Source organism: Methylobacterium frigidaeris (genome assembly GCF_022179185.1).
In the GTDB taxonomy this organism is placed as follows: Bacteria; Pseudomonadota; Alphaproteobacteria; order Rhizobiales; family Beijerinckiaceae; genus Methylobacterium; species Methylobacterium frigidaeris.
In genome coordinates this window covers 66,031-86,805 of sequence record NZ_BPQJ01000018.1, presented here as the reverse complement: position 1 = coordinate 86,805, position 20,775 = coordinate 66,031, and the positions used below count along the sequence as shown (strand labels likewise).

Sequence of the window (20,775 nt, the reverse complement as noted above, 5' to 3'; positions counted from 1 at the left end):
CGTTAGCGGAGATCATCACCACATGGTGGATCAGGCGGGCCGGACATGCTGGCTTGCTTCGGCACAGACCATGCCGATACCTTTTTCCGATCGCAGTCGATCGGCTCCCCGACGGGCGAAACGCGAAACCGGACGAAGTACGGAGGCGTGCTTCATCCGTGGTCCCGGCCGATGGCCGCGGCGCGGTCGCCTCGGGAGCCTGGAGCGGTTAAGAAATCCCGTCATCGGCGCGATCCATCGCCTAGGGAGACGGACGATGTCGCAGTACCGCGTGCTGTTCGCCAAGCAGATCCTCGGGGTCCCGTTCACCGTCGGGACCGTGGAGATCACCCGCGCCCGCGATCCGGAGCGGGCGGTCCGCGCCGCCGCCTTGCGCTTCGCGCGCCAGCACGGCGTAGAGGATTGGCGCGAGAGGGCCGACGTGGCCGAGGTCGACGGGGCCGCGCGGGCATCCTGAGCCCGGTCCGCATGCCAGTCACGGTTCGATGCAGCGCCCGATTGCCCCGCGATCGGGCGCTGTCCTATGAGGGACCGACGACGACCGGACATCCTCGAGGACGCCCCGCCCGATGGCACGCCTGCGCTCCGATTTCTGGGTCGCCGCCCATTTGCGCCGCTGCGCCGTCGAGGGGGTGAGCGCCGTGCAGCGCCGCCGCGGCGCGCCGGAGGCAGGGGCGATCTTCGTGAAGGTCGACCGCCTCGACGGACGCGCCGACCTCTACGGCCCTGCGCCCCAGGCCCTGTTCGAGGGAATGGAGGAGGGCGGCCGCCGCTTCGAGAGCTTGATGCGCGAGGCCCTGCCTCCGGACGTCGAGGCGCGGCTCGCCCGGGAGATCCGGTTCGATTCCGACCTCTGGATCATCGAGATCGACGACCGGGACGGGCGGCATTTCCTGGACCTGTCCGAGTAGAGCGTCGGATCGGGCCGGCCCGCTGTCCGCCGGCGCCGTAACGCGGCATAAGGGAAGAGCCGCCCGCCGCGTGGTGGCATCGGCCCTGCAAGCCTCGCGGGGTCGCATTTCTCGCATCACCCCGGTCAGGCCCGCACGCTTCCCATGACGTCTTCCAACCTCAAGGCCCCCGACACCACGCTGTCCGCCATCACGGACATCCTCGCCACCCTCGTGGGCTTCGAGACGGTCAGCTCGGCGAGCAATCTGCCCCTCGTCGATCACGTCGAGGCGTATTGCCGTCACCACGGCGCCGCGGTCGAGAGGGTCGTGGACGCGACGGGGCAGAAGGCGGCCCTGTGGGTCACCGTCGGGCCGGCCGACCGGCCGGGTTACGTGCTGTCGGGCCACAGCGACGTGGTGCCGGTGGAGGGCCAGGACTGGACCCACGACCCGTTCCGGCTCACCGACATCGACGGGCGCCTCTACGGCCGCGGCACCTCGGACATGAAGGGCTTCCTCGCCGTCTGCCTGGCGCTCCTGCCCGAGATGGCGGCGGCCCCGCTCACCCGCCCGCTGCACCTCGCCATCTCCTACGACGAGGAGATCGGCTGCCTCGGCGTCCGGCCGCTCATCGCCCACATCCGGGAGCGGGGTGTCGAGCCCCTCGGCTGCTTCGTCGGCGAGCCGACCGGCATGGCGGTGGTGATCGGCCACAAGGGCAAGTACGGCGCGAAGGCCACGTTCCGGGGCCGCGCCTGCCACTCGGCGCTGGCGCCTACGGGGGTCAACGCCGTCGAGTACGCGGCGCGCTTCATCGACCGGGTGCGGCTCACCGCCGAGGATCTCGCCCGCGACGGCGCCCGCGACGACCTCTACGACGTGCCCCACACGACCGGGCTCACCGCCCTGGTCCAGGGCGGCACCGCCCTCAACATCGTGCCCGACCGTTGCACCGTCGGGTTCGAGTTCCGGGCGATCGCCGCCGACGATCCCCGCGCCCTCGCCGACACGGTGCTCGCTTACGCCCGCGACGTTCTGGCGCCGGAGATGCAGGCGCGCGATCCCGGCTGCGGCCTCACGGTCGAGCCGGTGATCGACTATCCGGGCCTCGACATCGCGCCCGACGCGCCCCTCGTCACCCTGGCCAAGCGCCTCGCCGGCCGCAACGCCCACGCCAAGGTCTCGTACGGCACCGAGGCCGGCCTGTTCCAGAGCCTCGGCGACATCCCCTCGGTGGTGATCGGCCCCGGCGACATCGCCCGCGCCCACAAGGCCGACGAGTATGTCGAGAGGGCCGAGCTCGCCGACTGTGCCGCCTTCCTGCGCCGTCTGATCGCGGAGAGCTGTGCGTAGAGCCGCCCGCTCCCCCGAGGACCGCTCTTGCGCGGCGCCGTCGTAACTTGGAAGACGAGTGCGACGGACGGTCCCCGACCCTGTGCACGGGCGGGAGGACCGCCGCGGAACCGGGAGGAGTTGGAACATGACGCAGGATCTGGCCGGCAAGGTCGCCTGGGTGACGGGCGCGGGCAGCGGCATCGGCGAGGCGGCGGCGCTCGCCCTTGCGGGAGCAGGGGCCCGGGTGGTGCTGACCGGGCGCCGGGAGGAGCCGCTGCGGGCCCTGGCCGCGCGCATCGCGGCGTCCGGAGCTGAGGCCGTGGTCGAGCCCGGTGACGTCACGGATGCGAATCGCATCAAGGCCATCGTCGATGGGATCGCCGCGCGGTTCGGCCGGCTCGACGTGCTGGTGAGCAATGCCGGCAGCAACGTGCGCGAGCGGCGCTGGGACGCCCTGTCGCCGGACGGCGCGCAGGCGGTCATCGCCGCCAACCTGTCGAGCGCCTTCTATGCCTCGCTCGCGGTGCTGCCGCTGATGCGCCAGCAGGGCGACGGCGTCCTGATCCACACCGCCTCCTGGGCCGGGCGCTACGTCAGCCCGGTCAGCGGGCCGGCCTACACGGCGGCCAAGCACGCCGTGGTGGCGATGAGCCACAGCATCAACATGGAGGAATGCGTCAACGGCATCCGCTCGACGGTGCTGTGCCCGGCCGAGGTCGCGACCCCGATCCTCGACAAGCGGCCCGTGCCGGTGAGCGCCGAGGACCGGGCCCGCATGCTCCAGCCCGACGACATGGCGGCACTGATCCTGTTCGTGGCGACGCGCCCGAAGCACGTCTGCCTGAACGAGGTGGTGATCAGCCCGACCTGGAACCGCGGCTACGTGCCGGATGCCCGCCTGGGCTCGCGCCTGGGTGCGTGAGCCTTTGGACGCTTGAGGCCCGGACCCGATCCGGGTCGATAGCTTCGGGAGATCGCGGTGCGGTCGCCCGAAGCCATGTGGAGGCCGAATCGGGCTCAGGCGCCCTGCGGACTGGCGGCCTCCGCGTCGGCCTTCAGCTGCATCTCGCTCCGGTGCAGCCGGCTGAGCAGAACGAGCATGCGGCCCGGCAGGGCCGTATCCTCGGCGGTGAGCGGCGCCGCGCGGCGCCGATGGGGGTCCCGCAGGACGGGGAGTTCCCGCACGGGAGCCTGAGCCGGCCCGGCGCACGCATCCGGCCGAAACTGCTCGCGAACTCGGGTACGCATCGTACGATCCTTCAACGGCCGGCTTCTGGCGACCGGCGCCGCTGTGAACGCCGATCGGTCGCGCCGGTTCCACGGGGACGGGCGAAGTTCCCTTGCGACAGGCCGGCCGCGTCGCCGTTGCCACATGGTGCGAGGCGGTAGGGCGTGTCGCGCGGCGAGAGAGATGCCGCGCGGACGTGACGGGGCGGTGACGGCGGCCGGTGCGGATGCTATTGGCGCGGGCATGCTCGAAGGCCTGCCGCCCCACCGCCCGACCCACGTGCTGCGTCTCGACACGAACGAGCGCGCGGCCCGCGCCATGACCGACCTGATCGGCGAGGTCTTCGACCCGACCGAGACCGCGGTCGCGGCCTTCGAGGCCGAGGACGGCAAGACCTGGCACCTCGAGGCTTATTTCTCCGAGGAGCCCGACGAGGAGGCGGTGCGCGAGCTGATCCGCCCGATTCTCGGGGACGCCGCCGACGAGGCCACCTTCGCGGCGATCGACCAGCAGGACTGGGTTCGCGCCTCCCTCGAGGGGCTGAAGCCAGTACGGGCCGGGCGCATCCTGGTTCACGGCTCGCACGACCGCGAACGGGTCCAGCCCAACGACCTGCCGATCGAGATCGAGGCGGCGCTCGCCTTCGGTACCGGGCACCACGGCACCACGCTCGGCTGCCTCCTCGCCCTCGTCGACGAGGTGAAAAGGCGGCGCCCTCACCGCGTCCTCGACGTCGGCACCGGCACCGGCATCCTGGGGCTCGCCGCCGCACGCCTCCTGCACACCACAGTCGTCGCCGGCGACCTCGACCCGGAGGCGGTGGCGACCGCCCGCACCAACGCGGCCTTCAATGGGCTCGCCAACCTGATGGCCTTCTACGAGGCGCCGGGCCTGCGCCACCCGCTTGCCCGCCACACCCGGGCCTTCGACCTCGTCTTTGCCAACATCCTGGCTCGGCCACTGAGGGGGCTCGCGCCGAGCCTCGCCCGCGCGGTGGCGACGGACGGTACCCTGGTGCTCTCCGGCCTGATCCCCCGCGACGTGCCGGGCGTGCTCTCGGCCTATGCCGCTCAAGGGTTCCGCCTGCGCCGGCGCCGCCTGATCGAGGGCTGGGCGACCCTGGAGCTGCGCCGCGGCGGCGCCGCACCTCGTCCGCGCTGAGCGGCGCGGCATCGTTCAAGGAACAGCCCCGACACTGATCGGTTGTCCGAACAACGCCGACTACCGGTAGGGAGTATGTATATCCCGGCCGGAGGACGGTCCGTGCGCGCGGAAAGCCAGTCCCGGCCCGTCCGCGGCACGAGAGCCTCGGAGACCGATCAGCCATGAAAGCCCTCGTCTGGCACGGCACTGCGGATATCCGCTGCGACACGGTTCCCGATCCGACGATCGAGGATGGGCGCGACGCGATCATCAAGGTGACCTCCTGCGCCATCTGCGGCTCCGACCTGCACCTCTACGACCACTTCATGCCTGGGATGAAGTCGGGCGACATCATGGGCCACGAGACCATGGGCGAGGTGGTCGAGGTCGGCCGGGACAACAAGGCGCTCAAGGTCGGCGACCGGATCGTGGTGCCGTTCACCATCATCTGCGGCCAGTGCGACCAATGTAAGCGCGGCAACTTCTCGGTCTGCGAGCGCTCGAACCGGAACAAGAAGCTGGCGGATGCCGCCTTCGGCCACACCACCGCGGGCCTGTTCGGCTACACCCATCTCACCGGGGGCTATGCCGGCGGGCAGGCCGAGTACCTGCGGGTGCCCTTCGCCGACGCCACCCACATCAAGGTGCCGAAGGGCATTCCGGACGAGAAGCTCCTCTTCCTCTCCGACATCTTCCCGACCGGCTGGCAGGCGGCGGTGCAGTGCGACATCCAGCCGGAGGACACGGTGGCGATCTGGGGCTGCGGCCCGGTCGGCCAGATGGCGATCCGCTCGGCGATCCTGCTCGGAGCCAAGCGCGTCATCGCCATCGACCGGGTGCCGGAGCGCCTCACCATGGCCCGAGCCGGCGGCGCCGAGACGATCGATCTCACGCAAGAATCGAACGTCGTCGCCAAGCTCAACGACATGACCGACGGCAAGGGCCCGGAGAAGTGCATCGATTCGGTCGGGATGGAGGCCCACGCCACCACCTCGCTCGATGCGATCTACGACCGCGCCAAGCAGGCGGTGATGCTGGAGAGCGACCGGCCGCACGTGCTGCGCCAGATGATCATGGTCTGCCGCCCGGCCGGCGTGCTGTCGATCCCCGGCGTCTATGGTGGCCTGATCGACAAGGTGCCGTTCGGCGCGGCGATGAACAAGGGGCTCACCTTCCGGATGGGCCAGACCCACGTCAACCGCTGGACCGGCGACCTGTTGCGGCGGATCGAGGAGGGGCAGATCGACCCGTCCTTCGTCATCACCCACACGGTGGGTCTGGAGCAGGGGCCGGAGATGTACCGGACGTTCCGGGACAAGCAGGACGGCTGCATCAAGGTGATGATCCGGCCATGAATAACCCAGCCATGCAACGCACCGTCGACCCCCGCGCGCGCGCCACGCACGACGCCCTCGCCCGCGGCCTCGGCTGGTTCTCGATCGGGCTCGGCCTCGCCGAGATCCTGGCGCCCCGCGCCCTCTGCCGGGCCCTGGGCTTGCAGGGCCGCGAGACCCTGGTCCAGGCCTACGGGGTCCGCGAGGTCGCGACCGGCGCCGCGATCCTGATGAGCCACGATCCGACGCCGTGGATCTGGGGACGGGTCGCGGGCGACGCTGTGGATCTGGCTACCCTGGCGACCGGCTTCGAGGGCGACAACCCCCGCGCCGGCACCCTGGCGCTCGCCACCGCCGCGGTCGCCGGCGTCACCCTCGCCGACATCGTCTGCGCCCAGGGCCTCACGGCCGACAAGCGTCCGGCGCCTCGCGGGACTTACGAGTACCACAACCGCAGCGGCTTCCCCCGTGGCCTCGCCGCCGCCCACGGCGCCGCCCGCGACTTTGCGGTGCCGCGCGACTTCCGCATTCCCGGCCCCTTGCGCCCCTGGCGCAACGGCCGGCCGGTGGCCGAGGGATAAAAAGAAGAGGGCCGCCTCGCGGCGGCCCTCCCGTTCCCTGTCAGAGGAGAAGCTCACTCCTTGTCGCCGCGATGGATACCCTTCTCGCGGTTCTCCTTCAGGCGGCCGTCATCCGAATGCTGCACGGTACCCTGATTCGGCGCATCGGGATTCTTGTGATTGTGGCGGGTATGGTCAGTATTGGTCGACTGAGACTGCTGCTTCTTGTCCGCCATTATCGTATCTCCCATGATCTGCGGCACGCCGCGGTGGATGCGGCGATAACAAATGATGCGAAGGCGGGTTCCTGATCGAATCGGGAGACTGTACGCACCGTCATGCGGCATTCCGTCAGCACTTGCTCGGCGTCGCAGGGGACTGGACGGATCTTGATGGTGGGCCAGAGACTCGGGCCGTGGGAGCGGTGTCAGGGAACGATCACGCGTCCCCGTTTTTTCGCGGAGGCCTGCGCGGACCGGGATGACACCACGACCGACCGCAGCTGGGCCGAGCCGTTGACGGGCCAAATGGCTGCATCTATCAGATATAGCAACAGCTATAATGATGAGCCGTTGCGATGCGCTACGCCCGTTCCTCGCTCTCGTGCCGCGCCACCGGCATCGTTCTGGCCTGCCTCGCGGCAGGGCAGGGCGCCTCCTCCCTCCGGGCCCAATCCCTCCCCACCGCCGCCGAGAACCTGACACCCGGCGACATCGACAGCGAGCACCTGTTCGGCTTCACCGAGGGCAGCGACCTCGGCGTACCGGGCGAGGCGGAGCTGGAATGGGAGACGAGCGGGCGGCTCGGCAAGCGCCTCGGCCGCTTCCTGGCGATCGATAGCGGCCTCGCCCTGAAGATGCCGCTGACCAACGATTTCCGCCTCGCGCCGGGCGTCACCTTCAATGCCTACGACATCGGTGCCCCCGGCGATCCGGCCCGGACCACGGGCGGCTTCAACGGCGGCTTCCTCGAAACGCGCCTCCGCCTGCTGGACCGCCGCACCGCCCCGTTCGGCCTCACGCTCAGCATCGTGCCCGCTTACGGCACCGTCGACGGCGGCTCGGGTGCGCCCGCGCGCAGCTTCGGTACCGATGTCGGCCTCCTGGCCGACCGCGAACTGATCCCCGGCAAGCTGGTGGCGGCGGTCAACCTGGGCTTCGCCTTCTCGACCACACGGCTGACGGCCCTGGACGAGCGCGTGCTGGGATCGGGGATCGAGGCGTCCGCCGCCCTGGCCTATCAGGCCCGGCCCGGCCTCTTCGTCGGGGCTGAGGCGCGCTACGCCCGGACCTACGAGGGCCTGGCGCTCGACCGGCTCGCCGGGGAGGCGGTCTATCTCGGGCCGACACTCTACACGACCCTCTCGCCGCAGGCCTGGGCCTCGTTCACCTGGAGTTTCCAGGTCGCGGGCCGCGCTTCGGACGAGCCAGGCCCTCTCGACCTGTCGAGCTTCGATCGGCACCAGATGCGCCTGCGCGTCGGCTACAATTTCTGAGCATGGGCGGATCGAGTGCGTCGCCGATGAAGGCGGGAGCCGATCGTGGTGCGCGCGAGCACGGGCGTGACGCCCGTGACGGCGGAGGGGACCCCCGACGCAGGTCCCTCAGGTTCCCGATGCGCTTTCTTGTTGCCCTTGGGTGAGATTGCTCTTAGCGTCGCTGCATGAGCCCGTCCCGCCCGACGATGACCGTCCGAGACCGACGCCGCGTTCGACGCGGTCGGCGTGACGGGGGCGTGTAGCTCCTCGCCAGCTTGAGCGGCCCTCGCGCCGCTCGCTTGGCAACCCACACCAGATCGCGTCTTCCCGAGCCTCGCGGCCGTGAGCGCGGCGGGGCGTCACCTGCCCCGTGCGGTGGAGCCCGATCTCTCGGGGCCGGGGCGCAAGCAGGGCGAACGACCGTGACGATTCTCAATCCGCCGACCATCTGGACCGTGCCGGAGCCGTTCCGCACGATCTACACCCATGCCCGCCAGGCTTCGACCGGCCGTACCCTGTTCGTCTCCGGACAGTTCGGCGTCGCGCCGGACGGGCGGATGCACGAGGACTTCGCCGATCAGCTGGGCCAGGCGATGGACAACGTCGAGGCGCTGCTCGCTGCTGCCGGAATGGGGCTGGCCGACGTCGCCAGGGCGACGTTCTTCCTGACCCGCGCCGGCGACCTGCCGATGCTCGGACAGGTGCGTCGGGCACGCTGGGCCTCCGATGCGCCCGCTGCCGTGACCGTCATCGTCGTTGCGGGTCTGGCGCGTCCGGACGCGCTGGTCGAAGTCGAGGTGACGGCTGTCGCGACGGATCCGGCTGGACGCGCACCCGGCACGCTGCGGTCCGCCACGAAGGAAGACGTGCCCCGGATCGAGGCGCTGGTGAGGGCCGCCTACGCCAAGTGGATCCCGGTCATCGGCCGGGAGCCCGTGCCGATGATCGCCGATTACGCGCTCGCGGTCCGCGTGAATCGCTTCGGCCTGCTGGAACGGGACGGTTCGCTCCTGGCCTTGATCGAGACGATCCCGCGCGCCGATCATCTCTGGGTCGAGAACCTCGCGGTGGCGCCGGCGCGTCGCGGGCAGGGGCTCGGTCGCTGGATGCTGCAACGGGCGGAGGATGATGGGCGCGCGCTCGGGCACACGATGATGAGGCTGGTGACGAACCAGGCCTTCGCCGGCAATGTCGAATTCTACCGGCGGGCGGGCTTCGCCGTCGAGCGCGAGGAGCCGTTCAGGGGCGGCGTCGCGGTCTATCTCGGCAAGGTGCTCTGAGAAGGAGACGATCCGAGCGAAGGACGTGCCCGGCATCGCGCCGGGCCCACCTTCTCGTGGACGGGATCCCGCCTGCTCATCCCACCCCCGTCGGCCCGTCGAGCGTCAGCCGCACCCGCCGCGCCAGCTCCATCCGCCGGTAGGGCTTGTTCAGGATCTCGAACTCGCTGCCGCCGGCATCGGTGCGCTCCAGCGAGGCCTCGGCGTAGCCGGTGGTCAGCAGCACCCTGATCCGCGGCTGGCGCTCGCGGGCGGCGCGGGCGAGGAGCACGCCGTTCATGGCGCCGGGCATGATCAGGTCGGAGAACAGCAGGTCGACCTTGCCGCTGGCATCGAGCATCTCCAGCGCCTCCTCGGCGCCGTGGGCGACGAGCACCGTGTAGCCGAAATCGTCCAGGATCACCCGGGCGGTCTCGGCGACGTCCGGGCGGTCGTCGACCACCAGGATCGTCTCGGTGCCGGTCCGGTCGGTGGCCCGCGGCGCCGGGCGGCGCTCGGCGGCGACGGCCTGGTCGGTGGCCGGGAAGAGCAGGCGCACGGTGGTGCCGGAGCCGACCTCGGAGGTGATCCGCACCGTGCCGCCGGATTGCTTGGCGAAGCCGTACACCATGGCGAGGCCGAGGCCCGTGCCGCGCCCCTCCTCCTTGGTGGTGAAGAACGGCTCCATCACCCGCGCCAGGATCTCCGGCGGCATGCCGAGGCCGGTATCCTGCATCTGCACCACCGCGTAGGGCCCCGGCCGCACCATCAGCATCAGGGCCATCTCGTCGTCGATGGTCAGGTTCTCGGTCCTGATCGTCACCGTGCCGCCGCCCGGCATCGCGTCGCGGGCGTTGAGCAGCACGTTGAGCAGGGCCACCTCGGCCTGGGTCGGATCGATGCGGCAGTTCCACAGATCCGGCGCCAGCTCGGTGCGCACGACGACGTGATCGCCGAGGGTGCGCCCGGTGATCTCGTTCATGCTGCGCACGAGGTTGTTGAGGTTCACCGCCCGTCCGTCGAGGCGCTGCTTGCGGGCGAAGGCGAGCAGCTGATGGGTGAGCCGGGCGGCCCGGTCGGTCGCGGCGCGGATCGCCTCGCCCGCCCCCATCAGCCGGGTCGCGTCGACCTGCGGGTGCTCGGCCAAAGCCAGCACCACGTCGGTATAGCCGCCGATGACCTGGAGCAGGTTGTTGAAGTCATGGGCGATGCCGCCGGTGAGCTGCCCCAGGGCCTCCATCTTCTGGGCCTGGTGCAGGGCCTGCTCGGCGTCGCGCCGGCGCGACACGTCGAGCTGCGAACCGAAGAAGTAAACGAGCTCGCCCTTCTTGTCGTAGACCGGCGAGATGAACAGCGCGTTCCAGAACGTCGAGCCGTCCTTGCGGTAGTTCAGGATCTCGGTGGCGATCTCCTTGCGCTCGGCGATGGCGCGCCGCACCTCCGCCACCGTCTCGCGGTCGGTCTCGGGGCCTTGCAGGAAGCGGCAATTGGTGCCGACCAGCTCGTCCGGCGTGTAGCCGGTCATGCGCAGGAAGGCCTGGTTGGCGAAGACGATCGGATTGTCCGGCTGGTGCGGATCGGTGACGATCATCGGCATCCGCGTCGTCTCGACGGCGGCGAAGAAGATGTCGGAGTGGGTGTCGCGGACGGCGCCGGGGCCGCGCGCGGTCACGGCCGGCCCAAGGCCGCCGAGATCCGGCTTCTCCGAGATTTCCGCCATCCGACGCCCCCATGCCGCTGGCTGAGCCACGCGGCATCGCGGTCCGGCTTCAGTCACCCGGGAGCAGATAGGCACCGGTCACAAAGATCAACCGACGCCAAAGGATAGTGCACGATTTTCAGGAGTGCGACTTTGTCGCGGTGCTACGATGGAACAAATGATATCGAGAAATAATCGAACAGGAGCATCAACCTCGTCACGAGCTCGTCACGAGCTCGTCACGCGGGGGCGACGCGGCCACGACTCCGAATAGCTGCCTGGTCTGCGCCTCGGTGGCCAAGCGGCGTGTGAACGGGCCGCGCATCCGCTCCCGGCCCGCCGCACGCCGCAAGCGATTTTTTGCCGTGACGGCAGGCCGGCCGCGGGGCTAGTTTCCTGGCGCCCGTTTCGCTTGCCCGCGATTCCCTTTTTCCGCGAGGTTTCGATGCAGCCCGCCACCGTCCCGGACGTGACCTTCCACACCCGCGTCAGGAACGACGCCCTCGGCGGCCCCAACCCGTTCGAGTGGAAGGACCTCACCTCCGCCGAGGTGTTCGGCGGCCGCAACGTCGTGCTGTTCGCCCTGCCCGGCGCCTTCACGCCGGCCTGCTCGGACGACCACCTGCCGGGCTACGAGCAGCATGCCGACGATTTCGCTGCGCTCGGCATCGATCAGGTGATCTGCCTCTCGGTCAACGACGCTTTCGTGATGTTCCAGTGGGCCCGGTTCAAGAGCATCGAGAAGGTGTTCATGCTGCCCGACGGCAACGCCGACTTCACGCGCCAGATGGGCATGCTGGTCAAGCGCGGCCGCCAGGGCATGGGGATGAGAAGCTGGCGCTACTCCATGCACGTCGAGGACGGCACGATCCGGACGATGTTCGTCGAGCCCGGCTTTCGCGACGACCCGCCCGGAGTCGGCCTCAAGGTCTCGGATGCCGGGACGATGCTCGACTATCTCAAGAACCGCTAAGGGAGCGTCGGTCGGCCGCCGCCAGTACGATCCGGGCCGCGCTGCGGCTCGGGTCGTCGCCGTCGGGCAGCCGCATCGTGGCGTCGAGGCGGGCGAGCGCCGCCTCCTGCGCCGCCCGGGTCGGTCCCTCGGGCAGCAGGGGGGCGAGCGCCGCTGCCAGGCGCTCCGGCGTGCAGTCGGCCTGGATCAGCTCGGGGATCGCGTTCTCGCCCAGGATCAGGTTCGGCAGCACGATCGTCGGTACCTGGATCAGGCGGCGCACGATCACCTCCTCGATCTTCGGCACCTGATAGGCCACCACCATCGGCACGCCGGCGAGCGCCAGTTCGAGCGTCACGGTGCCGGAGGCGGCGAGCGCCGCCCGGGCGCGCCGGAAGGTCGCGAGCTTGTCGGCCTCGCCGTCGATCAGGCGCGGGGACACGGGCCAGGAGGCCGAGAGGCGCTCGATCAGGGCCCGGTGGCGCGTCACCGCCGGCAGCTCGACCGTGAAGGCGTGGCCCTGGGCCCGAACCCTGGCGAGAGCGGCGCCGAAGATCGGCATCAGCCGCTCGATCTCGGTGCGGCGCGAGCCCGGCAGCACCGCGAGAACCGGGGCGGGGCTCGTGCGAGCCTCCCTCTCGGCGGGGCCGGGCCTCAACTCGCTCAAGCGCTCGATCAGCGGGTGGCCGACATAGGTGCAGGCCGGACCGCCGAGGCGGCGATGGGCGTCGGGCTCGAACGGCAGCAGGGCGAGGACGTGGTCGATGTAGCCCCGCATGGTCTTCGCCCGCCACGGGCGCCAGGCCCAGACGCTCGGGCTGACGTAATCGACCACGGGGAGATCCGGTAGCTGCCGGCGCACCCGGCTCGCCACCGCATGGGTGAAGCCCGGGCTGTCGATGATGACGAGGACGTCGGGACGGGCCGCCACGCAGGCCCGCACGGTCTGGCGGATGCGCCGCATCAAGAGGCGGATCCGCGCCGCCACCGCGAGGTAGCCGATCACCGCCACGTCCTCGAGCGGGAACAGCGACTCCATCCCCTCCGCCGCCATCGCGTCGCCGCCGACGCCGGCAAGCGCGAGCGGTCGGTCCGAGAGGGCGCGCAGCGAGCGGATCAGCTTGGCGCCGAGCTGGTCGCCGGATTCCTCGCCGGCCACCAGCCAGATCGCGAGGGGGCGTTGCGTGTCGTGACGCTCGCTCAACGGGAGGGCTCCGGATCGGGCGGCAGGCCGAGGAGGAAGAGGCCGAGGCGGTCGGCGAGCGCCACCGTCTCCGCCCGGTCGAGCACCAGGGTGTCGCCGGAGCCGACCGCGATGCCGAGGCAGCCGGCCTCCGCCGCGCGCGTCACCGTCCGCGGGCCGATCGCCGGCAGGTCGACGCGGAGGTCCTGACCGTCCTTCGCGCGCTTCACCAGCACCATCCCGGCGGGCGGACGCCCGAGGCCGAAGGGACGGCGGGCGAGCGCCCGGGCGCGGGCCAGCATCCGGTCGGTGCCCTCCGGTCCCTCGACCGCCAGCACCCGCCGGCTCGCCACCACGGCGGCCTGGCCGACATCGTGCGGCGACAGGCTGGCGAGCAGCGCCCGGCCGGCTTCGACCGAGGCCTCGGCCGCCTCGTCCGGAGCAAGCGCACCGAGGCGGCCCTCTGGCGCCATCAGCCCGGGTGCCAGGTCGCGCACGCCCAGCACCTGCAGGCCATGCTCCTCCAGCAGTGCGAGGACGCCGCGCAGCAGGTGGTCGTCGCCGCCCGAGGCCAGCGAGCGAAGGGCGTCGCGGTTGCGATAGGCGGCGAGCGTGTTGAGCAGGGCGGCCGGGCTCGGCCGCGCCACGGCGCCAGCGAGCGTCACGCCGGCGGGCGCCCAGGCGCACAGGGTATCGAGGGCGCCGCGCACGTCGAGGAGGTCGACCGTGGCATCGGCCCGCCGCCGGGTCGCCGGATCGGCGAAGCCCCGGATCGCGAGCACGCGGCAGGAGCGCCCGGCCTGATCGAGGGCGGCGGCGATGAGGAGCGGCAGCCGACCGGCTCCGGCCACGATCGCGACCGGGCCAGGACTTGTCTCGGCGCGCGCCGCCGCGGCGGCCATCACGCGGGACCTGGTGCCTCGCGCGGCGTGCAGACCGAGCGCTTGCCCCCCTCGCGGATGAAGGCGAGAATCTCCTGCACGATCGGGTGCTGGTCGAACTCCGTCGCCACGTCCTCGACCCGCTCCATCAGCGTGCCTTCGAGGGCGAAGAGCAGCCGGTAGGCCTTGCGCAGGGCGTGGATCTCCTCGCGGGAGAAGCCGCGGCGCTGCAGCCCGATGATGTTGAGCCCCGACAGGTGGGCACGGTTGCCCACCGCCATGCCGTAGGGGATCAGGTCGTTCTCCAGCCCCGAGAGGCCGCCGACGAAGGAATGCGCGCCGACCCGGGCGAACTGGATCACCGCCGCGCCGCCGCCGAGGATTGCGTAGTCGCCGACCTGGCAATGGCCGGCGAGCATCACGTTGTTGGAGAACACGACGTGGTTGCCGACCCGGCAATCGTGGCCGACATGGCTGTTGGCGAGGAAGGCGCAGGCATCGCCCACCACCGTGGCGAGGCCGCCACCGGCCGTGCCGGGATTCATCGTCACGCCCTCGCGGATCTGGCAATCGGCGCCGATCGTCAGCGTCGAGTCCTCGCCGCGGAACTTCAGGTCCTGCGGCGGGTGACCGATCGACGCGAAGGGATAGATCCGGGTGCGCGGGCCGATCGTGGTGCGGCCTGCGACGACGACGTGGCTCACCAGCCGCACGCCGTCGCCGAGCACCGTCTGCGGCCCGACATGACAGAACGGCCCGATCTCGACGCCGGCGCCGATCACCGCGCCGTCCTCGACCACCGCGCTCGGGTGGATGCGGGTCTCGGGCAAGCCGCTCATCCCGGGCAGGTCGCTCATTCGGTCACCAGCATCGCGCCGATCTCGGCCTCGGCCACCAGCACGCCGTTCACCTTGGCCTCGCCCTTGAACCACCACATGAAGCGGCGGTTGCTGGTCTTACGCATGTGGTACTCGACCACGTCGCCCGGCACGACCGGCTTGCGGAACTTCGCCTTGTCGATGGTCATGAAGAAGACCTTGCTCGGCTTGGCATCGCCCTTGAGCTTGTGGGCGCAACAGATCGCGCCGGCGGTCTGGGCCATGCCCTCGATCAGCAGCACGCCCGGGAAGACCGGAGCGGCCGGGAAGTGGCCGGTGAAGTGCGGCTCGTTGATCGTGACGTTCTTGATCCCAATGCAGCTCTCGTCCCGGTCGATCTGCACGATCTTGTCGACCATCAGGAACGGGTAGCGGTGGGGCAGGAGCTCCATCACCCGCATGATGTCGGCCGTGCCCAGCTCGGCAGGCATCTCGGTCATGGTGTCTGGCTCCCTCATGGCTGCCCCGGATACGCCCCGGTCGTCGGTGCGCCGTCTTTGGCGAGAAGCGGCGCGGATGCAAGCGATTTGCGGCGGGAGCACGGCAACGGCCCCCGCGCCATGGCCCTCAGGCCTCGCCGGCCTCGTCGCGGCTTCGGGCGGCGAGGTTCTTGAGCGTCGTCATCTCGCGGAACCACTCGCGCACGGGCTTGGCCGGCGTGCCGCCCCAGCGGGCCCCGGCCGGCACGTCCTTGTTGATGTTGCTCGACCCGGCGATCTGCGCGCCCATGCCGATGCGCAAGTGGCCCACCACCCCGACCTGGCCGCCGAGCACGACGTAATCCTCAAGCGTCGTCGAGCCCGAGATGCCGACCTGGGCGACGATCACGCAGTGGCGGCCGATGACGACGTTGTGGGCGATCTGCACCAGGTTGTCGATCTTGGTGCCCTCGCCCACCACCGTGTCGCGGCTGGCGCCCCGGTCGATGGTGGTGTTGGCGCCGATCTCGACGTCGTCCTGGATGATGACGCGCCCGACCTGCGGCACCTTGAGGTGGCCGCCCGGCCCCATGGCGAAGCCGAACCCGTCCTGGCCGATACGGGCGCCGCCATGCACGATCACCCGGTTGCCCAGGAAGGCGTGCAGCACCGAGGCGTTCGCCCCGACGGCGCAGCCCCGCCCGATCCGCACCGCCGGCCCGATCACGCAGCCCGCCGCCAGCACGGTTTCGGCGCCGATCTCGGCCTCCGGGCCGATCACTACGCCCGGATCGACCACGACGCCGGGCTCGAGCCGGGCGGTCGGGTGGACGAAGGAGCCCGGCGACACGCCGGTGGCCCCGAACAGCGAGGTCGGGCGCGCCGCGCTCGGGAACAGCCGGGCCAGGACCCGCGCGAAGCCCCGATAGGCCTGCGGCGTCACGAGGGCGATCGTGCCTTCGGGCACGCGGGCGGCGAAGCGCGGGGTGACCAGACAGGCGCGGGCCCGCGTCGCCGCCAGCGCGTCGGCGTACTTGGCGTTGTCCATGTAGGCGAGGTCGTCGGGACCTGCGCTCTCGAGGGGCGCCGCAGCGCGGATCACCGCCTCGCCGTCGGTCTCCGGAGGCAAGGCCGCGCCGGAGAGCGCCGCGATCTCGCGTAAGCAGACGGGGCCCGCGAGGGGGAAGAAAACCGGTTCCGACATCGCCTGCATCCGCCTAAGGCCCAGCGGGCCGGAAGGGGCCGGACCGCCCATCCTCCCGTCGAGGGGAGGGCGCCCGGACTAACCGGTCGGGCCGGGGGGCACAAACGAAAACAGCCGCGGATGCTCGTCGCTCCGCGGCTGCCGATTGATGCACGGGCGCCGTTGGCGCCCGCCGGATGGGTTCTTAGAAGCGCGAGCCGCCCGAGAAGCGGAAGGCCTGCGTCTGGTCCTTGCCGACCCGGCCGTAATACGTGCCGTCGGCACCGAAGACCTTCTGGCCTTCGTCCTTGGTGAGGGCGTAGGCGTAGTCGAAGCGGATCGGGCCGAGCGGCGAGTTCCACAGGATCGACGCGCCCACCGACGAGCGGATCGTCTGCTTGTCGCGGACGTTCACGCATTCCGGCTCGACGGTGATCGCATTCGCTCCGATGGCGGAGAAGTTGCAACCACCGACCGGGCTGAAGCCGTTGATGAAGCCGTCTCCGTTGACGTCGAAGGCCCGGCGGCCCTTGTAGCCGAACAGCGTACCGGCATCGGCGAAGACCGCACCCTTCAGGCCGAGGTCGCGGGGCAGACCCCAGATCGGGAACTGCACCTCGACCGAGGCGCCGACATAGGTCGTGCCGCCGATCGCGTTCGAGCGGGCATCGCCCGAGCCGACGTCGCGCGGGCCGATGCCGTTCGGCGCGAAGCCGCGCACCAGCGACGGGCCAAGGAAGAACTGGTCGGTGACGCGGAGCGCGTTGCCTTCGGTCGGCAGGACGTGGCCGCCCTGGAACTTCACGAAGCCGACGACGTCTTCCCAGAGCTCCTTGTAGTACCGGCCTTCGCCGGTGACGCGGAAGAACTTCGAGTCGCCGCCGATGCCGGCATATTCGGGCTTCACCTCGCCGTAGAAGCCGTTGCGCGGCAGCTGCAGGTTGTCGAGGGTCGAGTAGGCCAGGGTGACGCCGGCGAGCGAGGTCAGCGTCGAGCCGACCGCCTCCTTGAGGGCGATCGAGGCCTCGCCGTCATAGGCGCAGGTCGGGTAGAGCGCCTGACCGTTCGGGTTTAGCTGGGTGTAGCCGGCGATGGGGAACGAGCAGTCGTTGTACGGCCGCTTCAGCGTGTTCGGGATCTTCAGGTCGGTGTTGTAGATCGAGTAGCGCAGCGTGATACCGAACTCCTCGGTGATCGGCAGGCCGAGGCGGAGCTGGCCGCCGACCACGTCGGTCACGTAGCGCGAGTAGCGGGTCTGGTCGCTGTACTTGTTGAAGACGTCGAAGCCAGCCGCCAGGCGATAGCCCAGGAAGTACGGCTCGGTGAACGAGAAGTCGACGCCGCGGGTGTACTGGCCGGCGGTACCGGCGAGGCGGACATACTGGCCGCGGCCGAGGAAGTTCGACTCCGAGACCGAGACCTCACCGATGATCCCGTCCGCCGTCGAGTAGCCGCCGGCGACCGAGAACGAGCCGGTCGGTTGATCCTCGACGTCGATGTTCACGACGACACGGTCGGGGGCCGAGCCGGGCTCGTTGGAGAACCGCACCTTCTTGAAGAAGCCGAGGCCGTTCAGGCGCCGCTCGGCCCGGTCGACCAGCACGCGGTTGTAGGCGTCGCCCTCGGTGAGGTCGAGCTCGCGCCGCACGACGTAGTCGCGGGTGCGGGTGTTGCCGCGCACGTTGATGCGCTCGATGTAGACCTTCGGGCCGTCCTCGACGATGTAGCCGAGGGCGACGGTGCCGGTGGCGCGGTCGCGCTCGCCGGTCGGGCGGACCTGAGCGAAGGGATGGCCGGCGCGGGCCACCGAGGTGGTGACGCCGGTGAGCGTCTTCTCCACGTCCTCGGCGTTGTAGACGTCGCCGACGCCGGTGCGCAGCTCGTCGCGCAGCACGGTGCCGTCGACGCCCGGGATGCGGGAATCGACCGAGACCGCGCCGACGCGGTACTGCTGGCCTTCCTCGACGGTGATGGTGATGATCCAGCCGCCGGCGGCATCGTCGAAGCGCGAATCCGCCGAGGCGACCCGGAAGTCGGCATAGCCGTTCTTCAGGTAGTAGCGCCGGATCAGGTCGAGGTCGTTGGCGAGCCGGTCGGGGTCGTAGACGTCGGAGGTCTTGACGAAGCTGAGGAGATTCATCTCCGACATCGTCATCAGATCCCTCAGACGGCTGTCCGAGTAGACCTGGTTGCCGACGAAGCGGATCTCCTTGACGCCGGTCTTGTCACCCTCGTCGATCGTGTAGACGACGTCGACGCGACCGTTGGGCAGGTCGACGGTGCGGACCGAGACCTTGGCGAGGCCGCGGCCGGCTCGGCGGTAGACCTCGCGGATGCGCTCGAGATCGGAGTTGACGGTCGCCTGGCTGTAGGGCCCGCGCGCCTTCGACTCGACGATGCTGTCGAGCGTCCCCTTCTCGACCTTCTTGTTGCCCTCGAAGAAGACGCGGTTGATCGTGTTGTTCTCGCGCACCGACACGATGATGCGCCCGCCTGAGTGCGACACGCGCACGTCGGAGAACATCCCGCTGGCGATCAGGTTGCGGCGGCCCTCCTCGGGCGACACGCCGACCACGTAGGAACGGACCGTCTCTGCGTCGATCCGGGAATTGCCCTGCACGACGATCTGCTGCGCGAAGGCGCTGCCGCTGGCGGCGATGGTGGCGGCCATGACAATGGCGCCTCTCGCCGACGCACGCCGGCGCTTACCCGTCATCGACATCATCAAATGGCCCGTCTCATTTTTTGTCGGCACGGGTTCACACCCGTAGACGATCACCCTCTCGCAAAGGCGAAGGCCCCTGGTCCTAGCCCCGCTTCTATCGGGAATCCCTGGCGAAGCAAACGCCACGCTCCCAGCCGACAGGGATTTTGCCCAGACGTTGCCTTCCTGTCACGGGCCACGGCCACGCTTTTCACGCGCCAGAGTCAGCGCGCGATGAACGGCCCGCGGCGGCGAGCGCCCCGGAATGGCACGCATTTTAGGAAAATTGGCGGGATCCACGAAAAAGGGACGCCCGCGTCGTGCGGGCGGCCCTTTTCGGCCAGCGGAAAGTTTTCCCCAGCGTCAGGTGCCGCGGTTGAACGCGGCGCCGATATGCAGGATGTCGTTCCAGGTCGCGAACAGCATCAGCATCAGCACCAGGGCGAGGCCGATGCGGAAGCCGATCTCCTGGGCCCGCTCGCTCAGGGGGCGGCCGCGCACGATCTCGACGGCGTAGAACATCAGGTGGCCGCCGTCGAGCATCGGCACCGGAAACAGGTTGATGAGCCCGATCGAGACCGACAGCACCGCGATCAGCCCGACCAAGGCGCCGAGGCCGCCGACCTTGGCGGCCTGCCCCGAGACCCGGGCGATGCCCATCGGTCCGGAGAGCTGGTCGGCGGATTCGCGCCCCGTGATCAGCTTGCCGATGTAGCTGAAGGTGCGGTCGACGACGAAGTAGGTCTCGGTGACGCCGATCTTCAGCGAATCGAGGGCGCCGTAACGCACGAGCTTGACGTCGGCGGCGTCGCGCGGCCCCTGGATGCCCAGCCGCCCGATGCGCTGGGTGCCGAACGGGGTCTTGTCCTCGTAGACGTCCGGCGTCGCGGTGAGGGGCGTCGTGACCCCGCCGCGCTCCACCGTGAAGGCGAGCGGGTCGCCGGCGGCGCCCGAGACGGTGCGCTGCATGTCGGCGAAGTTGTGGATGGCGCTGCCGTTGATCGTCAGCACCACGTCGCCGGGCTGGAAGCCGGCGCGATCGGCCGCGCTGCCCGGCTGCACCGCCGAGACCCGGGGCGCCACCTCGTAGCGCCCGGTGGCGTAGACGGCGCCGGCGAAGACCGCGATGGCGAGAAGGAAGTTCGCGATCGGTCCCGCCGCCACGATGGCGACCCGCTTCCAGACGTTCTGGGCGTGGAAGCTGATCGCGTGGTCGGCCGGGTTCATGCGCGCCATCGCGTCCGGGTCCGGCACGCTGGCGCCGTTCATGTCGCCGACGAACTTGACGTAGCCGCCGAGCGGGATCGCCGAGATCTTCCAGCGGGTGCCGCGGCGGTCGTTGAAGCCGACGAGCTCGGGCCCGAAGCCGATCGAGAAGCTGGTCACCCCGACGCCGCACCAGCGCCCGACCAGGAAGTGGCCGAGCTCGTGGATGAACACCACGACGGTGAGGACGAACAGGAACGGCACGATGTAGCCGAGCAGGTTCGTCGTCGCGCCGCCGACGACGTTGAGCAGATCCATGGTCACCTCGATGCGGCGCGGCGGACCCTCCCTGGCCCGGCACGGCCGCTTTGCCGATACCCCCCTCATACAGGGTCGGCGCGCCTGCGAACAGACCGCGAAACGACCGAGGGCTAACTTAAC

At 70.3% G+C, this 20,775-nt stretch carries 20 protein-coding genes; 10 read left to right on the top strand and 10 right to left on the bottom strand.

The window, feature by feature from the left end; all coding sequences use genetic code 11:
* The first annotated feature begins 256 nt into the window (after positions 1-256).
* The 4 genes from MFF64_RS19210 to MFF64_RS19195 all read left to right on the top strand — a co-directional run bounded on the left by MFF64_RS19210 (position 257) and on the right by MFF64_RS19195 (position 3,150).
* Complete coding sequence (locus tag MFF64_RS19210; RefSeq protein ID WP_099901772.1) at positions 257-457, top strand: hypothetical protein; 201 nt, start codon at positions 257-259, stop codon at positions 455-457.
* A gap of 112 nt (positions 458-569) precedes the next feature.
* Positions 570-911 (top strand): DUF1491 family protein, encoded by a 342-nt coding sequence (locus MFF64_RS19205; protein ID WP_099901769.1) that lies wholly within the window; start codon positions 570-572, stop codon positions 909-911.
* Between the two features lie 144 nt (positions 912-1,055).
* Positions 1,056-2,246, top strand: coding sequence for an acetylornithine deacetylase (gene argE, locus MFF64_RS19200; protein WP_238191986.1), 1,191 nt, complete (start codon positions 1,056-1,058; stop codon positions 2,244-2,246).
* A gap of 127 nt (positions 2,247-2,373) precedes the next feature.
* Positions 2,374-3,150 carry an SDR family oxidoreductase gene (locus MFF64_RS19195; RefSeq protein WP_099903102.1) on the top strand — a complete coding sequence of 259 codons (777 nt, stop codon included), beginning with the start codon at positions 2,374-2,376 and terminating at the stop codon, positions 3,148-3,150.
* 95 nt (positions 3,151-3,245) lie between these two features.
* Here the strand turns inward: MFF64_RS19195 and MFF64_RS19190 are convergent, their stop codons facing one another.
* Entirely contained in the window at positions 3,246-3,476 is a 231-nt protein-coding gene (locus MFF64_RS19190; RefSeq protein WP_099903104.1) for a hypothetical protein, read from the bottom strand.
* Between the two features lie 223 nt (positions 3,477-3,699).
* Between MFF64_RS19190 and MFF64_RS19185 the strand changes: the two genes are divergently transcribed.
* The 3 genes from MFF64_RS19185 (at position 3,700) to MFF64_RS19175 (ending at position 6,514) form a co-directional block, all read left to right on the top strand.
* On the top strand, positions 3,700-4,617 hold the full coding sequence (locus tag MFF64_RS19185; RefSeq protein ID WP_099903106.1) for a 50S ribosomal protein L11 methyltransferase: 918 nt from the start codon (positions 3,700-3,702) through the stop codon (positions 4,615-4,617).
* A gap of 164 nt (positions 4,618-4,781) precedes the next feature.
* Positions 4,782-5,954 carry a zinc-dependent alcohol dehydrogenase gene (locus tag MFF64_RS19180; protein ID WP_238191984.1) on the top strand — a complete coding sequence of 391 codons (1,173 nt, stop codon included), beginning with the start codon at positions 4,782-4,784 and terminating at the stop codon, positions 5,952-5,954.
* Positions 5,955-5,965: 11 nt separating this feature from the next.
* Positions 5,966-6,514, top strand: coding sequence for a cyclase dehydrase (locus tag MFF64_RS19175; protein WP_099902234.1), 549 nt, complete (start codon positions 5,966-5,968; stop codon positions 6,512-6,514).
* A gap of 53 nt (positions 6,515-6,567) precedes the next feature.
* On the opposite strand, the gene MFF64_RS19170 is transcribed toward MFF64_RS19175, so the two are convergent.
* Positions 6,568-6,729 carry a hypothetical protein gene (locus tag MFF64_RS19170; protein WP_165795688.1) on the bottom strand — a complete coding sequence of 54 codons (162 nt, stop codon included), beginning with the start codon at positions 6,727-6,729 and terminating at the stop codon, positions 6,568-6,570.
* A gap of 341 nt (positions 6,730-7,070) precedes the next feature.
* On the opposite strand from MFF64_RS19170, the gene MFF64_RS19165 reads away from it, so the two are divergent.
* Together MFF64_RS19165 and MFF64_RS19160 are read left to right on the top strand one after the other, a co-directional pair.
* Complete coding sequence (locus MFF64_RS19165) at positions 7,071-7,988, top strand: DUF6662 family protein (RefSeq protein WP_238191982.1); 918 nt, start codon at positions 7,071-7,073, stop codon at positions 7,986-7,988.
* Between the two features lie 404 nt (positions 7,989-8,392).
* A complete protein-coding gene (locus tag MFF64_RS19160; protein ID WP_238191980.1) occupies positions 8,393-9,250 on the top strand; it encodes a GNAT family N-acetyltransferase in 858 nt (285 codons plus the stop codon).
* Positions 9,251-9,326: 76 nt separating this feature from the next.
* On the opposite strand, the gene MFF64_RS19155 is transcribed toward MFF64_RS19160, so the two are convergent.
* Positions 9,327-10,949, bottom strand: coding sequence for a hybrid sensor histidine kinase/response regulator (locus tag MFF64_RS19155; RefSeq protein WP_099907818.1), 1,623 nt, complete (start codon positions 10,947-10,949; stop codon positions 9,327-9,329).
* A gap of 424 nt (positions 10,950-11,373) precedes the next feature.
* On the opposite strand from MFF64_RS19155, the gene MFF64_RS19150 reads away from it, so the two are divergent.
* On the top strand, positions 11,374-11,901 hold the full coding sequence (locus MFF64_RS19150) for a peroxiredoxin (protein ID WP_099907816.1): 528 nt from the start codon (positions 11,374-11,376) through the stop codon (positions 11,899-11,901).
* On the opposite strand, the gene lpxB is transcribed toward MFF64_RS19150, so the two are convergent.
* From lpxB to rseP, 7 genes are all read right to left on the bottom strand, one after another.
* A complete protein-coding gene (gene lpxB, locus MFF64_RS19145) occupies positions 11,888-13,084 on the bottom strand; it encodes a lipid-A-disaccharide synthase (protein WP_099907815.1) in 1,197 nt (398 codons plus the stop codon). The two genes, MFF64_RS19150 and lpxB, sit on opposite strands and share 14 nt — an antisense overlap.
* Entirely contained in the window at positions 13,081-13,965 is an 885-nt protein-coding gene (locus tag MFF64_RS19140) for an LpxI family protein (RefSeq protein ID WP_099907813.1), read from the bottom strand. The genes lpxB and MFF64_RS19140 overlap by 4 nt, the downstream gene beginning before the upstream one ends.
* A complete protein-coding gene (gene lpxA, locus MFF64_RS19135; protein WP_425324415.1) occupies positions 13,965-14,801 on the bottom strand; it encodes an acyl-ACP--UDP-N-acetylglucosamine O-acyltransferase in 837 nt (278 codons plus the stop codon). The genes MFF64_RS19140 and lpxA overlap by 1 nt, the downstream gene beginning before the upstream one ends.
* Positions 14,798-15,253: a 3-hydroxyacyl-ACP dehydratase FabZ gene (fabZ, locus tag MFF64_RS19130; RefSeq protein ID WP_425324416.1), complete on the bottom strand. Its 456-nt coding sequence runs from the start codon at positions 15,251-15,253 to the stop codon at positions 14,798-14,800. Before fabZ ends, lpxA begins: the two co-directional genes overlap by 4 nt.
* Positions 15,254-15,389: 136 nt before the next feature.
* Positions 15,390-16,445, bottom strand: coding sequence for a UDP-3-O-(3-hydroxymyristoyl)glucosamine N-acyltransferase (gene lpxD, locus MFF64_RS19125; RefSeq protein WP_099907810.1), 1,056 nt, complete (start codon positions 16,443-16,445; stop codon positions 15,390-15,392).
* 184 nt (positions 16,446-16,629) lie between these two features.
* Positions 16,630-19,149 (bottom strand): outer membrane protein assembly factor BamA, encoded by a 2,520-nt coding sequence (bamA, locus tag MFF64_RS19120; RefSeq protein WP_238191978.1) that lies wholly within the window; start codon positions 19,147-19,149, stop codon positions 16,630-16,632.
* Between the two features lie 342 nt (positions 19,150-19,491).
* The gene (gene rseP / locus MFF64_RS19115) at positions 19,492-20,652 is read right to left on the bottom strand and encodes an RIP metalloprotease RseP (RefSeq protein WP_099902148.1); all 1,161 of its coding nucleotides are present in this window, start codon (positions 20,650-20,652) and stop codon (positions 19,492-19,494) included.
* Positions 20,653-20,775: the final 123 nt, after the last annotated feature.

Bases quoted from the DNA above. Each gene is read 5' to 3' on its own strand.
- MFF64_RS19175 (WP_099902234.1), top strand. From the start codon at position 5,966: ATGCAACGCACCGTCGACCCCCGCGCGCGCGCCACGCACGACGCCCTC.
- argE (WP_238191986.1), top strand. From the start codon at position 1,056: ATGACGTCTTCCAACCTCAAGGCCCCCGACACCACGCTGTCCGCCATC.
- MFF64_RS19150 (WP_099907816.1), top strand. From the start codon at position 11,374: ATGCAGCCCGCCACCGTCCCGGACGTGACCTTCCACACCCGCGTCAGG.
- MFF64_RS19185 (WP_099903106.1), top strand. From the start codon at position 3,700: ATGCTCGAAGGCCTGCCGCCCCACCGCCCGACCCACGTGCTGCGTCTC.
- MFF64_RS19205 (WP_099901769.1), top strand. From the start codon at position 570: ATGGCACGCCTGCGCTCCGATTTCTGGGTCGCCGCCCATTTGCGCCGC.
- MFF64_RS19155 (WP_099907818.1), bottom strand. From the start codon at position 10,949: ATGGCGGAAATCTCGGAGAAGCCGGATCTCGGCGGCCTTGGGCCGGCC.
- MFF64_RS19140 (WP_099907813.1), bottom strand. From the start codon at position 13,965: ATGGCCGCCGCGGCGGCGCGCGCCGAGACAAGTCCTGGCCCGGTCGCG.
- lpxA (WP_425324415.1), bottom strand. From the start codon at position 14,801: ATGAGCGACCTGCCCGGGATGAGCGGCTTGCCCGAGACCCGCATCCAC.
- MFF64_RS19170 (WP_165795688.1), bottom strand. From the start codon at position 6,729: ATGGCGGACAAGAAGCAGCAGTCTCAGTCGACCAATACTGACCATACC.
- MFF64_RS19210 (WP_099901772.1), top strand. From the start codon at position 257: ATGTCGCAGTACCGCGTGCTGTTCGCCAAGCAGATCCTCGGGGTCCCG.
- rseP (WP_099902148.1), bottom strand. From the start codon at position 20,652: ATGGATCTGCTCAACGTCGTCGGCGGCGCGACGACGAACCTGCTCGGC.
- bamA (WP_238191978.1), bottom strand. From the start codon at position 19,149: ATGATGTCGATGACGGGTAAGCGCCGGCGTGCGTCGGCGAGAGGCGCC.
- MFF64_RS19180 (WP_238191984.1), top strand. From the start codon at position 4,782: ATGAAAGCCCTCGTCTGGCACGGCACTGCGGATATCCGCTGCGACACG.
- MFF64_RS19195 (WP_099903102.1), top strand. From the start codon at position 2,374: ATGACGCAGGATCTGGCCGGCAAGGTCGCCTGGGTGACGGGCGCGGGC.
- MFF64_RS19165 (WP_238191982.1), top strand. From the start codon at position 7,071: ATGCGCTACGCCCGTTCCTCGCTCTCGTGCCGCGCCACCGGCATCGTT.
- MFF64_RS19190 (WP_099903104.1), bottom strand. From the start codon at position 3,476: ATGCGTACCCGAGTTCGCGAGCAGTTTCGGCCGGATGCGTGCGCCGGG.
- lpxD (WP_099907810.1), bottom strand. From the start codon at position 16,445: ATGTCGGAACCGGTTTTCTTCCCCCTCGCGGGCCCCGTCTGCTTACGC.
- fabZ (WP_425324416.1), bottom strand. From the start codon at position 15,253: ATGCCTGCCGAGCTGGGCACGGCCGACATCATGCGGGTGATGGAGCTC.